We start from the raw sequence: 11,962 nt of genomic DNA, 5'->3' as shown, positions 1-11,962 counted from the left end.
GCAAATAGCGGTGCACCACATTTCGTGTCCCGAAACGGGAGTGTCAACGGTGCTGTACTTTCTGCGCGGGCCTTGGAACCGGTGAGTGATCTTCAAGCATGCGCGGTTTGTTGATCATGATGACCCCCGTGACCAGCACCAGGAGCCAGGCACCAAGCATGGCGAACGAGGGCAGCCAGCCGTCTCCGGGACTGTGCAGGAGCGCGAATAGGAACGGCCCGACGCTTGCGAGGGCGTAGCCGGTTCCTTGGGAAAATGCGGACAGACTTCCTGAGCCGGATTGCGTTCGGGTGCGCTTATTGATCATGGCGAACGCCAAGGAATAGGCGCCTTGACCCAGCCCGGCAATGACGACCCAGATTCCTGCAGTGGCTGGTGGTGCGAAGAGGATACCGCCGTAGCCTATGGCGAAGGCGGCGACAAACAATATGGCCACTGGCAGCGGGCGGGACATTCTTTGAACCACCACGGGCACAATCAGAGCAAACGGTAAAGCAAGGATTGAATAGACCGCGAGCATGGATCCAGCAGTCTCCGGCATCATTCCCCTGTCGATGAGGACAGCAGGGAGCCACGTGAGCGCCGCGAAAGTGTTGCTGGAGAACCCGGCAAATATAAATGCCATGCCCCAGCCGATGGAGGTTTTCCAGGGCTTGATAGCATGCGCACGGGACGCCAGGCCCTCCTTGGCCGGAGGAGTTCCGGAGCGGGCAAAAGCTCGTTTGGTGGCAAGGAGGGTCAGCCAAGGGATTGCGGCGATCCCGCATAGCGCAGCCCAGATGCCGATGGAGAACCGCCAGCCGTAATGAATGCCTAGGGGAACGGCCAATTGGGCGGCAACAGCCGTGCTGACACCCAGGAGCGTGACATAGATGGCCCCGACCATCCCGATCCTGTCGGGAAAGTACTTCATCAAGAGAGGCGGAGCCACGACATTGACCAGACCAATCCCGAGCATGGCGACACAGGTAAACGCCAAGAATGCCAGGACGTCCAATCCCAGTGCGCGGCCGAGTTGACCCAATGTAGTTAGCAGGAGCGCTAGCAGCAGGAGCTGTTCCAGTTCGAAGCGCCGCAGGAGCGGTAGTGCAAGGAAGCCCATCACTGCAAAGCTGGCGGTCGGCAGCATACCGAGCATCCCTGTGGTCAGGGCGTCAAAGGGAAGATCTCCGCCTATTTGACCAAGGAGCGGGGATGCCGCCGAGACCGCTTCCCGCGCGCTGAAGGCAACCAGCAGGATGCCTACCAGCGCGGTGAGACGTCCGCGAAGTGGCCCCTTCCCCGCTCCCCTGACTTTTAGTGCGCCCTTACGCGCGCGGAGGAGAGCGATGGTGGCACCTCCCTTTGTCCGTGGAGATTCAGCTTGCGTTGACTGCGTGGCTTGCCCATTGGCGACCGGTTTGCTCCTCGGTGGGCAGGCCGGCTGCAGCTAGGATCTGGTCCAGCAGGCGCTGGGTGCGTACAGCTTCGCGGCCTGACGTAAGCGGCTGGGCCCTGTCGGCGACCCGGTCCAGGAAATGGTGAACGGCCGCCGAGAATCCGAGGGTGTCTGTCGCAGTAGCCCAGCCGTATGCTTCGGCGCTCAGTTCCCGTGACGTTGTGACGCCGTTGATGGTGGTGGACACCGTTTCGGGTGCCCTCACTTCAACAGTCTTTCCGTCACCGTAGGCGTCCAGTTTCTCGTTCCATGCTCCCGCTGTGCGGGCTGCCATCAGGACTCCGGTGTTACCGGTGCTAAAGCGGATGGTCGCTGCGAGCCCGTCTTCCTCCCAGGGATCCTCACCTGCGGCGTGAGCGGTCACGTGCTCGGGTTCGCCGCCGCAGTACCAGCGCAAGAGGTCAACCATGTGAATGGCGTTTTCGAACGTCGCCCGGTATTCGGATCCAGGGCGGTTCTTCTGGGCCACGCAGAAGGTGGCACCTTTGTCGCCAAAGGCTTCTTGGCCGGCGGTGTAAACCGGCGCATAGCGGCGGTTGAAGTCCACCATGAGGATCCGTCCCCGCTCGTCAGCGAGGTCTGCCAGATGTTCTGCCTCCTGTGTCGCTGGGGCAAGCGGCTTCTCGCAGAACACGTCCACATCGTTTTTGAGACAAAGCTCGACGGCGTGCGCGTGCTCTGAACGCGGGGTCAGGACGAAGACGGCATCCAGTTCCTGCGCGGCCAGCATCTCCTCCACTGTCTTATAGGCTGCGTTGAACCCCCAGCGGCGGACCAGGCTGCTCGGATCTTCGCGTCGGGAAACCAAGGCGGCCAACTCGACGTCGTCCCGCTGTACGAGGGTGGGCAGTTGCGCAATGGTGGCGATGTTGCCGGCGCCGATGACTCCGACGCGGAGGCGGTGGGTGTTCATCAGGCGTTCCTTACTTCGGCCAAATCAGTGAGCATTGAGCGCAGGACGGCGGCGGATTCCCGGAATCCGTCCTCTGGAGTGGGGAGATCTTGCGGGTGCCAGCGGTATTCGAGCTCGATGCTCAGTACGTCGTCGTAGCCGTGCCGCAGCAGTGCGGCGAGGATCGGAGACCATGGAACAACGCCGCTGCCGACGACGCGTGAACGGACCGCCCGTTCGGAGGCATTGACCCGGGCCGTTTCCGAGGCGCGGAAGGCGGCGTTGGGATTTGTGAAGACCAGATCTTTGACGTGGACGTGGCCGATCAGGTCACCTTGGACAGCGAAGGCTTCTTCGTAGCTTTCGTCGTGGGTGAAGGTCAGGTTGGCCTGGTCGTAGAGCACGCGGACGGAGGGCTGGGCGATTTCCCGGACCAGGGCCGCGGTGTCCGCTGCGGTCTGGGTCATGGTGCCGAAGTGGTTCTCTACGCAAAGGCGCACCCCAGCATGCTGGGCTTCGGGCGCAAGGGTCTCCAAGGCCGTACGCAGCTGTCCCCAACGCGCCGCATGGTCGGTGTCGCCGGGGTGCCAGGAGCCGGCGTAGACACGGACCCGGTCAGCTCCGAGCAGGTGCGCGGTATCTATGGCCCCACGGAATTCGTCGACGGCTTTGTTCCATTCGGCAGCGTCCAGTGAGTTGATGGCCGTGGTGTAGGGCGTCAGTCCCACGATGGGTATGCCTTCGCCTTCGGCCGCTTTGAGTGCTTCCATCGCGGAGTGCCGGTCCCCCAAGGGTAAACCGGACTTGTAGTCGTCCTGGTAGATGACTTCGGCCGCATCGAGCCCAGCGGCCCGGAAGAGACTAAGTGCTTGGGGAACCGTGTGGTTCGGGGTGCCGAGTGTGTGACCCGCTAGCCGCATTGTTCGTTGTCCTTTCTGACGTGTTTAAAGGTGCTGTCCAGTCCGTTGGACCGACCAGCCGGGGCGGAGATGGGACGCGGGATCGGTCCACGATTTCCATCAGCAGGCCCCAGGGGGTAATGAAGTAGGTCCAGCGGTTGCCGGCTACGCGCGGGCTGTCACCGGCGACTTCCTTACGCTCGCCGAGCACCCGTACCCCAGGCGTTTCCTGTAGCACGGCGATGGCGTCGTCGACGTCGTCCACGACGAAGCACAGATGGTGTCCTCCGGCGTCGCAATGCCGCGGTGGGGTCTCGCGCCGATCAGCGCTGCTCCACTCGAAAAGCTCGATGTTAAGGTTCGGTGGCAGGCGCAGCATGGCGAGGGTTAGCTTGGCATCTGCCGGGACTTCAAAGTTGGTGGGCATGAACACTTCATCGGGCCCGCGTTCAGAGCGGTACAACTCCTCCGCGCCGAGGACTTCGACGAAGAAGCGGATGCCTTCTTCAAGGTTAGGAACCGTCAGCCCTACATGGTCTGTGTGCTGGACTCCTGGCAGGCGACGGAGGCCCCGCTGCTCGCCGCTCATTTGCGCGGCCCGGAAGTTGAGCCACGGACCAGAAGCTCAGGCTCCAGGACGATATGATCCACCGACCCGTCCAGATTCTGTTTTTCGGCCAGTTCGATGGCGATGTGACCCATGTCCGCAATTGGCTGGCGGATCGTTGTCAGGGCAGGGTTGAACCGGGCACCTAGGGCCAGACCATCGAATCCGATCACTGAGACGTCGTCCGGCACCCGTACGCCGCTGCTGCCCAGTGCCGAGATCACGGCAAAGGCCACCATGTCGTTAGCCGCGATGATGGCCGTTGGCGGGTTGTCCATGTCCAAGAAATGCTCCGCCCCGCGTGTGCCGGCATCAAGATCGGAACCGCTGTCCAAAACTATGGGCGTGCTGCCGCTCTGGGCCGTGAGTTCCAAGTAGGCATCCATCCGATCCTGCGCGGTGTGCGTGCCCGCGATACCGGATACATAACCGATCCGGTTGTGCCCCAAACTGCGTAGGTGCTCCAGCGCGAGCATGATGCCTCGACGGCTATCTACCGTGACGGTGGGCACGGAAGTGTCCCCCTCCACACGATCGATCACTACGACCTTGTGGCCGAAGTCAAAGCGCTTCAGGGCCTCGGTATCGACCTTCGTCGAAGGCGCCACGATCCCGAACGGAGCGTACATCGCCTGCATGGCGGTGAAATAGCCATCAGTTTTAGCCGGGTCGCCGTTGGTGACGCACAACATCAACTGATAGCCACGCTCGTCAGCTGCCTGCGTCATGGTCTTTGCAAGTTCTGCGAAGAAGGGGTTGGTGATGTCGGGCACGATCAGCGGAATGATGGTGCTGGTTTTCCGGCGGAGCGCTTGGGCAAGCGGGTTCATTGTGTAGCCAAGGCCCTCGGCGACCCGGAGGATGTGCTCGCGCGTTTCGCTTTTTACCGCTTCCGGGCGCGAGAACGCCCGGGAAACCGTAGACCGGTGGACACCGGCAGCTTTAGCGACGACGTCGATACTCAAGTCAGGCATGTTCTCTTCCTCCGTGCTGGTCGTCATAAGCCCGCCAAATGGGGCGCATGACATCTTCGAGCTGGGCCAGAGTTGTCAGGCCCCGGAATCCATCTTCCAGTGTCCGGGCGACTGTCCGGACGAACGGATCGTAGAGTGGGTCGCTGTCGACATTGATCTTGTCGACTTCCGTGGTGCCGTCCGTTGATGTGAAGGTAGCTGTGCCGTCAGAATCAACGGTGGCGAATCCCGCTTCTCCGACCGAGGTGAAGCTGCAGTACCGCTTCAGCGGCGAGCCCGGGAATGCGTAGCCGACTTCCACGATGGCTTCGCTGCCCCCGGGCGTAGTGAGGATAAGGCTCGCGTGATCCTCAATGTCTTGGCCGTGAAGAACCGATGAGAGCCGGGACTGCACCTGAACCTCCGACTCGCCAGCGCCCCTGAGAAACAGGTCAACGAAATGCGGGGCCAGGTTGGCCAGGCAGCCTCCCCCAGCCTTGACGGGGTCCAGCATCCACGGATTGGCATTGTCGAGATACCGGGCCGGAGGGCCGGCAATGAATGAGGCTCGCTGGTACGTGGGTCTGCCTGCCTTGGCCAACCACTTCTCCGTAGGTCCGCCGCGCTGGACCAGAGGGACGGTGGCCGGTACACCAGCCTCTTCGGCAGCTTGGCGCACTGCCGATAGCTCGGCAAGGGAAGTGCCCAATGGTTTTTCGACCACGAACGGAATGCCGCGCTCGATCAGGGCCATGCATTTTTCTGCCATCCCGTCGTGGGGACCAAAGACATAGGCGAGTCCGATGTCGGGCAAATTAACCAGTTTCCGCCAGTCTGCTTCAACCGGCGCTCCCCAGCCTTCGGCCAGTTTCTGCACCTGCACCCTGGAGACATCGTCGTCGCCTACTGCGACCATGTCGTGCTCTTCGGCCATGGCCTGTGCGCAGAGTGGGACATGCCAATGGGAAGCACCAAGAATGATTGTTCGTACTTTAGTCAACCGCAATACCCCCTTGTATGAGATCGGTTGCTGAGATCGGTTGCAATAACACTATGGATGGTGGGAGAGTTTGTCAACGAAACATCAAAACAGCCGGGTCGCCCGAAGTAGGACGCCACCCGTCAGAGAGAGGCCATCATGAACAAGAAACTTCGCACCCTGCAGACCATTGACGAGTCCGGCGCCGTCCTCATCGTGCGGCTGGAGAGCGCCGAGGTCGCTGAAAAGGTCGCGGAGGCCGCCATCCAGGGAGGCTTCCGGGCACTGGAGATCACTCTGTCGATCCCCGGTGCTGTCGAGGTGATCCGTCGCCTGGCAGCAAAGCATGGGCCCAACGGCATCGCAGTCGGGGCCGGCACGGTCCTGGATGAACACTCCGCGTACGAGTGCATTCGCGCCGGCGCCGACTTCCTGGTCAGCCCCCAGTTGAACCCCGCGATGATCCGCACAGCAAACCGTTACCAGATTCCAACCATCAGCGGAGCCTACACACCAACGGAATTCGTTGAATCCGCCGAGGCGGGCGCTGACATCCTCAAGCTCTTCCCCACCGAAGCCGGCGGGGTGGCCTATGCAAAGGCAGTGCTGGCACCTCTGGCACACCTGCCGATCATGCCCGCAGGAGGCGTAACCCTGGAAAATGTGGGCGAATGGTTCGCCGCAGGTGTGGCAGGTGTCGGCGTGGGCAGCTTCGTCACCAAGGCGTGGCAGCCCGACGGCGACTTCACCCGAGTCACCCAAGCGGCCCGGTCCTTCCTCGCCGCAGTAGCAGAGGCCCGCCGATAATGTCCCCGCAAGTCTTCATCGTTATTGGGCCAGCCGGTTCAGGGAAAACAACCATTGCCCAACAAACGGCCGAGAAACATCAAGCGGCATACCTCGACAAGGACAGGGTGAGCGGCCGCTTCGTCGAATTCGCCCTGACCGCCATGGGGCATGACCCGACCGACCGCGAGTCCAACCACTACTACCGGGAAAATCTGCTGCCCCTTGAGTACGAGACCCTCATGGATATCGCAGGAGTAAACCTGCGCCTCGGGCGCTCCGTAGTTCTCGATGCCCCCTTCGGGGCCTATTTTGACGATCCGGACTACCTGACCGGCGCGGCAAACGAGTTCCACTGGCCCTCCCCCGAGATCACCGTGATACGAGTCCGGGTGCCGCAAGACGTCCTGCGTTCGCGACTCATCCGGCGCGCATTGGAGCGCGACAACTGGAAACTCGCGCACTGGGATGACTACTGGGCCACCTACGGTCGCCTTGAATGCACCTGGTCCGGCGTGCAGTTTCAGGACTTCAACAACGAAGCCCCGCTTTCGCTCGATTGATAAAGCTGGCGACGAGCCATGAGTGGCATAGTTATGGGCCGAGCGGACGCTATTGCACATTGACAAAGATCACATTTCATCCGTAGCATCGAATGCAACCGATCTCAGCAACCGATCTCATTCGGAAATCTGGAGGATTGTGGAAGCCTTCTTCGCTAAAGGGTAGGTAGCTCCGACCGCCCCGCACCGACAGCCCCCCTTGGCATTCGTCATCCAGTAGGACGCAGTTACACGCGGAACGGCCCGGCACACCAAGTGCCCAGAACCAGCACTATAACCACAGCGCTAAACGTGAAAACATGGAGAGTTCAATGAAGACCTCAAAAGAAGCAGTCGGCAGTCCCGACACTTCGGGGCGTCCCGAAACGTCCAAGCATCCGCGCCGCACCCTGAACCTGGTGGCAGGCACGATCGGCCACTTCGTTGAGTGGTACGACTGGTACATCTACGGGCTGCTCGCGGCCGTATTCTCGTCGCAGATATTCCCTAGCGATTCGCCATTTGCCTCTCTGATCGCCGCGCTCCTGACCTACGCCGTCGGGTTTGTTGTACGCCCTCTTAGCGGCATCATCATCTCCCCGCTGGCCGATCGTTTTGGACGACGCCTCATCCTGACACTGTCCGTCTCCGGGATGGCGCTCGGCTCACTCATCATCGGCCTCACGCCATCATTTGCCAGCATCGGCTATGCGGCGCCCGTCCTCTTCTTGGTTGCTCGCGTTATCCAAGGTATTTCGGCCGGCAGCGAGGGCCAGAGTGCCATCGCATTCATGGTCGAACACGCTCCAGCGAACAGGAGAGGCCTGTTCGGTTCCTTCACCAACATGGCCAGCGGCCTTGCGACCCTCGCAGCAACGGGCGCCGCCGCAATGGTGACGTCATCGTTCTCCACCGCAGACCTCGCCGAGTGGGGCTGGCGCATCCCCTTCGTTGTAGGAGGCATCCTCGGCGTCGTCGGCCTCATCCTGAGGGCGCGGGCCGAAGAAACCCCCGAATTCGAAGCAGAAGCCCTTGTCGACCAGAAGTCCGCTGGAGGCCGCCTGATGGACCTGCTTCGCGAACACCCAAAGGCCCTGCTTCAGGCAGCAGCACTCTCCGCACCCGCTGTCGCCTACTACACCTGGGCCACCTTCCTTCCCACCTACGCCAAACTCACCACCGGACGCGACCTCTCGTCCACACTCGCTGGAAGCGTCATTGGCCTGGCCCTACTGGTCATTATCGTGCCGACCTGCGGCGCACTTTCTGATCGACTGGGCCGCCGCAAAATCTTCCCCATCATTGGCGCCATCGGCATGATCGTTCTCTTCTACCCCTTGCTCCTGCTCCTCAACCAGCCCGGCTTCTGGGTATACGTCCTGGTATCAGCATCGGGTTGGGTTGTTCTCGGTATCTGGCAGTCTGTCTATCCGACCATCCAAGCCGAACTCTTCCCCGCATCCGTCCGGGTGTCAGGCATCGGCTTCGCACACCAAATAGTGATCGCCGTCTTCGGTGGCACGGCACCGCTCATCGCCGCAGCATTCGTCGGCGCCGGACAGCCGATGCTCGTCGCCGTCTACATGATCGTCGTCGTCGCCCTCTGCCTCGTCGTCTACTTCACGCTGCCGGAGACCGGCAACCGCGGTGAGCGTTCCACCGTGGCACTCGCTGACCCTGAGGTTCTCGAAGGCGAACGGTTGGCTTCGAGCGCGACGTCGACGGCCGACGTACCCGGGCACTCCAAATAGACGGCATTCATGGAGCTGCCACGGTTTGGCCGCAGCTTAAAATTCAGATCGCGTTATGAAGGGAAACCTTCTTCTACATGGCGCGGAACCGAGAGGACTTCTCCCACGTGAACAGCATGATCATCAATACGTTTTCATATCTTTGGTCAGCGACGGCGATCGATGCGATAACCGAGCTTGTCGACAACGGCTACAAAACGTTCGAGGTTCCAGTCAGCTCTCCGCACTGCTGGCCGGATGAACTATCCATTTCGGATCGCAAAGCAATCGGAACGAAGCTGAACCAATACGACGCCAAAATCAGGTCCTTGAACGCTGGCGGATACGACATCAACCTGGCCAGCCCCGGGGCCAACATGCGTCGCAAGAGCATCGAGCACATCAAGTCAGTGATTGAACTGGCGGCCGACTGGGGAGTATCTGAGGTCGTTATATCCCCCGGCACGCGCCGTCCCATGATTTCACCGTCGCTCGAAAGCGTCCACGGATGGATGCACGAGAGCCTCGAAAATCTCATCCCTGTGGCCAAGCAGGCTGGCACACGGCTGCTCTTTGAAAACACCCCCTACTGCTTCACCCCCACCATCCAGGACCTGGCAAGTGTCGTCAGCACGATCAACGATGATTCAGTCAAGATCGTCTATGACGTCGCCAACGCCGCCTACATTGAAGAGGATCCCGTGGCCAGTCTCCGCGAGCACCACGAATCCATCGGACTCGTGCACATTTCCGATACCGGCACGGACACCTGGGGGCACGATCCCATTGGCACCGGGGTCATCGACTGGAATGGGCTGGGCAGCGCTGTGAGGGACACCTGCGGAGTCAACAACGTCGTACTGGAGATCATCCGCGAAGAAAACCCGGTACAAGAATTTGCGAAGGCAATGCAGGACCTCAAGAACCACGGCTGGGAACTCTAGAACTAAAACCGCCCCCGATAACGTGGACTCCACGAGGAGTTCGGACAATCAGAACTGATTCCCACAGGCAATTACCTGGAACGCCCCGAATGAAATACATTCCCGTCGGGCATGAGTAGTTTCGTGTGAATCCGTAGTAAAGGAGTATGTGCAATGAGAGCTTTGGTCAGCGGCGGAAGTAGTGGAATTGGTGCGGCCGCATCCTTGAGGCTCGCTGAGGCAGCCCTGGCCCGGGGAGAGCGCCCGATGATCGCCGTCTGTGGAAACGACACGAACGGCGGCCAAGAGGAAGTGGTGCGCTCGATCAAGTCCCTTGGCGGTACTGCTATTGCGCTGGCAGGAGACCTCGGCGACCCCGACGCGCCAGGCCAGCTCGTAGAAGCCGTAGTCGCAGAATTCGGTGGCCTGGACGCCCTGGTGGCCAATGCCGGAGTAGCCAACCCCGGTGCCATGTGCGACGTTTCCCTGGAGGACTGGGACGCCATGTTCGCGGTGAATCTCCGTGGTCCGTGGCTTCTTGCCAAAGCAAGCTACCCGCACCTGAAATCCAGCCGGGGAGCCGCCTGCTTCACTTCCTCTATGTCTGGGCAGTTGCCACATGCCGGGTCAGGAGCTTACAGCCCAAGCAAAGCTGCCTTGACCATGCTGGCCCAAACGCTCGCCTTGGAATGGGCGCCCGACGGGATCCGCGTCAACGTGGTGTCCCCCGGCATGACTCACACGCGGATGACCGAAAAGATGTATGAGGATCCCAGCATCAAGAAGGCCAGGGAAGACATCATCCCGCTGGCAAGGATCGGAGAGCCCATCGACATCGCCAACGTGATCGAATTTCTCGTCAGCCCTCTGGCGGGTTATGTCACAGGACAGGACATCTGCGTCGATGGCGGCTTCTCCAAGTCCATTCTCAGCCACATCCCTGGACGACCCAGCTCGAAGTAGAGCTGGCTTTTAGGTCATGGGTCCACGGAAAGTACCGGTGGGCCCATGACTGTTGGAGGGTCTATTTGAACCAGGACCCACGAATGCTCTCACTGATGGCGGTTTGAAGAATCGGTTTGCACTAATCTGAGGAGCCAACTTGTATATGGCTAAAAGCGTTCTCGACGGTACGGAATGGACTGCAATGGAGTTTGCAAGACTCCTCCCGGAGGAGCAGCGAGCAAACCGCCAGGTACTGGCATGTCTATCTTGTGATGGGCGCGCTGTGTTCAGGGCGGGACAGAAGCGTCAGCCGTCTTTTGCCGCCCGACACCGGCAGGACTGCCGTTTGGTAACGCGGCCGTGGGGTGCTTTCAAATTCCTTACAGCCGCAGGAACCCGCACTGAGCGTGCCCGTGCAGCGATCCTGCATTCTTAGAGATCATCGGACCGGACCTGCTGCGCTCAAGTGGTGGCTAATTTCAAAGCCTCGAGGAAAGACTTCAGGGCCCGGCGTCCTTCGGGTACGGGGAGCATCACGTGAACGTGCGCCATTCCGGGATCTTCACGGTAGACGTGGGGAATTTCCGCTTCTACCAAGCGGTCGCGAAGACGGCGGCTCTGGTAAACAAGCATGTCGTCGTCACCGACGATGATCCACGTGGGTGGCAGACTGGACAGATCGCCGTACACCGGGCTGACGCGAGGGTCATCCAGAGCGAGGTCACCTGCATAGGCTTTGGCTGATTGTGTGAGCCGGCCATAGTCGAGCATGGGATCTTCTGCTGCTTGTTCTCTCCAATCCGACATTGTCAGGTCCACCTAGGGCGCGAAAAGGCCGAGCATTGCGGGTAGCGGCAGGCCCGCGGCATGGGCCGCTTGTACCGTGGCGAGGGCAAGTCCGCCGCCTGCCGAGTCACCGGTCACGACGACGGTGCTTGGGGGCCACACGGTGATCAGTTTTTCGTAGACGCCCTGTGCCAGGGGCACCGTCGTTTCCGCAGTTTGCCGGGGAGCAAGGCGGTAGGCGGGTATCCAGACCTCGGCAGAGGTGTCTTTCACAAAGCGGGCGCCGAGCATCCAGGTTCCCGCTGAGGGGCCGTCGATGTACCCACCACCATGAAAAAACAGCACGGCCCGCTGCGGTTCCCGGCGCTTGTGCCGAAGACGGAACACCAATGTATCGGCGACAATCATGCGTGTGATTCTGATGCCAGACAGTGACATGCGGTTTGGCGTTGGGTCTGGCCTGCCGTCAACTTCTTCGGATT

Annotated in this window: 12 protein-coding genes and 1 pseudogene; 6 read left to right on the top strand and 7 right to left on the bottom strand. The window is 60.8% G+C overall.

The window, feature by feature from the left end:
* Positions 1 to 43 precede the first annotated feature (43 nt).
* From ACFUOZ_RS01275 to ACFUOZ_RS01250, 6 genes are all read right to left on the bottom strand, one after another.
* The gene (locus ACFUOZ_RS01275; RefSeq protein WP_377544946.1) at positions 44 to 1,234 is read right to left on the bottom strand and encodes a CynX/NimT family MFS transporter; all 1,191 of its coding nucleotides are present in this window, start codon (positions 1,232 to 1,234) and stop codon (positions 44 to 46) included.
* 124 nt (positions 1,235 to 1,358) lie between these two features.
* A complete protein-coding gene (locus tag ACFUOZ_RS01270; protein ID WP_377543861.1) occupies positions 1,359 to 2,351 on the bottom strand; it encodes a Gfo/Idh/MocA family protein in 993 nt (330 codons plus the stop codon).
* Positions 2,351 to 3,250: a sugar phosphate isomerase/epimerase family protein gene (locus ACFUOZ_RS01265; RefSeq protein ID WP_377543858.1), complete on the bottom strand. Its 900-nt coding sequence runs from the start codon at positions 3,248 to 3,250 to the stop codon at positions 2,351 to 2,353. Before ACFUOZ_RS01265 ends, ACFUOZ_RS01270 begins: the two co-directional genes overlap by 1 nt.
* Positions 3,192 to 3,818, bottom strand: coding sequence for a VOC family protein (locus ACFUOZ_RS01260; protein ID WP_377543856.1), 627 nt, complete (start codon positions 3,816 to 3,818; stop codon positions 3,192 to 3,194). The genes ACFUOZ_RS01265 and ACFUOZ_RS01260 overlap by 59 nt, the downstream gene beginning before the upstream one ends.
* On the bottom strand, positions 3,815 to 4,810 hold the full coding sequence (locus ACFUOZ_RS01255) for a LacI family DNA-binding transcriptional regulator (RefSeq protein ID WP_377543853.1): 996 nt from the start codon (positions 4,808 to 4,810) through the stop codon (positions 3,815 to 3,817). The genes ACFUOZ_RS01260 and ACFUOZ_RS01255 overlap by 4 nt, the downstream gene beginning before the upstream one ends.
* Positions 4,803 to 5,723 (bottom strand): Gfo/Idh/MocA family protein, encoded by a 921-nt coding sequence (locus ACFUOZ_RS01250; RefSeq protein ID WP_377543850.1) that lies wholly within the window; start codon positions 5,721 to 5,723, stop codon positions 4,803 to 4,805. Before ACFUOZ_RS01250 ends, ACFUOZ_RS01255 begins: the two co-directional genes overlap by 8 nt.
* A gap of 204 nt (positions 5,724 to 5,927) precedes the next feature.
* On the opposite strand from ACFUOZ_RS01250, the gene ACFUOZ_RS01245 reads away from it, so the two are divergent.
* The 6 genes from ACFUOZ_RS01245 to ACFUOZ_RS01220 all read left to right on the top strand — a co-directional run bounded on the left by ACFUOZ_RS01245 (position 5,928) and on the right by ACFUOZ_RS01220 (position 11,130).
* Positions 5,928 to 6,575: a bifunctional 4-hydroxy-2-oxoglutarate aldolase/2-dehydro-3-deoxy-phosphogluconate aldolase gene (locus ACFUOZ_RS01245; protein WP_377543847.1), complete on the top strand. Its 648-nt coding sequence runs from the start codon at positions 5,928 to 5,930 to the stop codon at positions 6,573 to 6,575.
* The gene (locus ACFUOZ_RS01240) at positions 6,575 to 7,117 is read left to right on the top strand and encodes an AAA family ATPase (protein WP_377543845.1); all 543 of its coding nucleotides are present in this window, start codon (positions 6,575 to 6,577) and stop codon (positions 7,115 to 7,117) included. Before ACFUOZ_RS01245 ends, ACFUOZ_RS01240 begins: the two co-directional genes overlap by 1 nt.
* A gap of 311 nt (positions 7,118 to 7,428) precedes the next feature.
* A complete protein-coding gene (locus ACFUOZ_RS01235) occupies positions 7,429 to 8,847 on the top strand; it encodes an MFS transporter (RefSeq protein WP_377543843.1) in 1,419 nt (472 codons plus the stop codon).
* Between the two features lie 77 nt (positions 8,848 to 8,924).
* Positions 8,925 to 9,770 (top strand): sugar phosphate isomerase/epimerase family protein, encoded by an 846-nt coding sequence (locus tag ACFUOZ_RS01230; RefSeq protein WP_377543841.1) that lies wholly within the window; start codon positions 8,925 to 8,927, stop codon positions 9,768 to 9,770.
* Between the two features lie 153 nt (positions 9,771 to 9,923).
* Positions 9,924 to 10,712 (top strand): SDR family NAD(P)-dependent oxidoreductase, encoded by a 789-nt coding sequence (locus ACFUOZ_RS01225; protein ID WP_377543839.1) that lies wholly within the window; start codon positions 9,924 to 9,926, stop codon positions 10,710 to 10,712.
* A gap of 145 nt (positions 10,713 to 10,857) precedes the next feature.
* On the top strand, positions 10,858 to 11,130 hold the full coding sequence (locus tag ACFUOZ_RS01220; protein WP_377543836.1) for a competence protein CoiA family protein: 273 nt from the start codon (positions 10,858 to 10,860) through the stop codon (positions 11,128 to 11,130).
* Positions 11,131 to 11,156: 26 nt separating this feature from the next.
* On the opposite strand, the pseudogene ACFUOZ_RS01215 reads toward ACFUOZ_RS01220, so the two are convergent.
* Positions 11,157 to 11,888, bottom strand: a pseudogene (locus tag ACFUOZ_RS01215) (alpha/beta hydrolase fold domain-containing protein).
* Positions 11,889 to 11,962 lie beyond the last annotated feature (74 nt).

The organism is Paenarthrobacter sp. NPDC057355 (assembly GCF_042667405.1).
Taxonomy (GTDB): Bacteria; Actinomycetota; Actinomycetes; order Actinomycetales; family Micrococcaceae; genus Arthrobacter.
This window is presented reverse-complemented; position numbering and strand designations above follow the sequence as displayed.

What these genes read in the sequence shown, in the direction of transcription:
- ACFUOZ_RS01230 (WP_377543841.1), top strand. Translation starts at nt 8,925, where the DNA reads ATGGCGCGGAACCGAGAGGACTTCTCCCACGTGAACAGCATGATCATC.
- ACFUOZ_RS01265 (WP_377543858.1), bottom strand. Translation starts at nt 3,250, where the DNA reads ATGCGGCTAGCGGGTCACACACTCGGCACCCCGAACCACACGGTTCCC.
- ACFUOZ_RS01270 (WP_377543861.1), bottom strand. Translation starts at nt 2,351, where the DNA reads ATGAACACCCACCGCCTCCGCGTCGGAGTCATCGGCGCCGGCAACATC.
- ACFUOZ_RS01250 (WP_377543850.1), bottom strand. Translation starts at nt 5,723, where the DNA reads ATGGCCGAAGAGCACGACATGGTCGCAGTAGGCGACGACGATGTCTCC.
- ACFUOZ_RS01255 (WP_377543853.1), bottom strand. Translation starts at nt 4,810, where the DNA reads ATGCCTGACTTGAGTATCGACGTCGTCGCTAAAGCTGCCGGTGTCCAC.
- ACFUOZ_RS01235 (WP_377543843.1), top strand. Translation starts at nt 7,429, where the DNA reads ATGAAGACCTCAAAAGAAGCAGTCGGCAGTCCCGACACTTCGGGGCGT.
- ACFUOZ_RS01260 (WP_377543856.1), bottom strand. Translation starts at nt 3,818, where the DNA reads ATGAGCGGCGAGCAGCGGGGCCTCCGTCGCCTGCCAGGAGTCCAGCAC.
- ACFUOZ_RS01245 (WP_377543847.1), top strand. Translation starts at nt 5,928, where the DNA reads ATGAACAAGAAACTTCGCACCCTGCAGACCATTGACGAGTCCGGCGCC.
- ACFUOZ_RS01225 (WP_377543839.1), top strand. Translation starts at nt 9,924, where the DNA reads ATGAGAGCTTTGGTCAGCGGCGGAAGTAGTGGAATTGGTGCGGCCGCA.
- ACFUOZ_RS01220 (WP_377543836.1), top strand. Translation starts at nt 10,858, where the DNA reads ATGGCTAAAAGCGTTCTCGACGGTACGGAATGGACTGCAATGGAGTTT.
- ACFUOZ_RS01240 (WP_377543845.1), top strand. Translation starts at nt 6,575, where the DNA reads ATGTCCCCGCAAGTCTTCATCGTTATTGGGCCAGCCGGTTCAGGGAAA.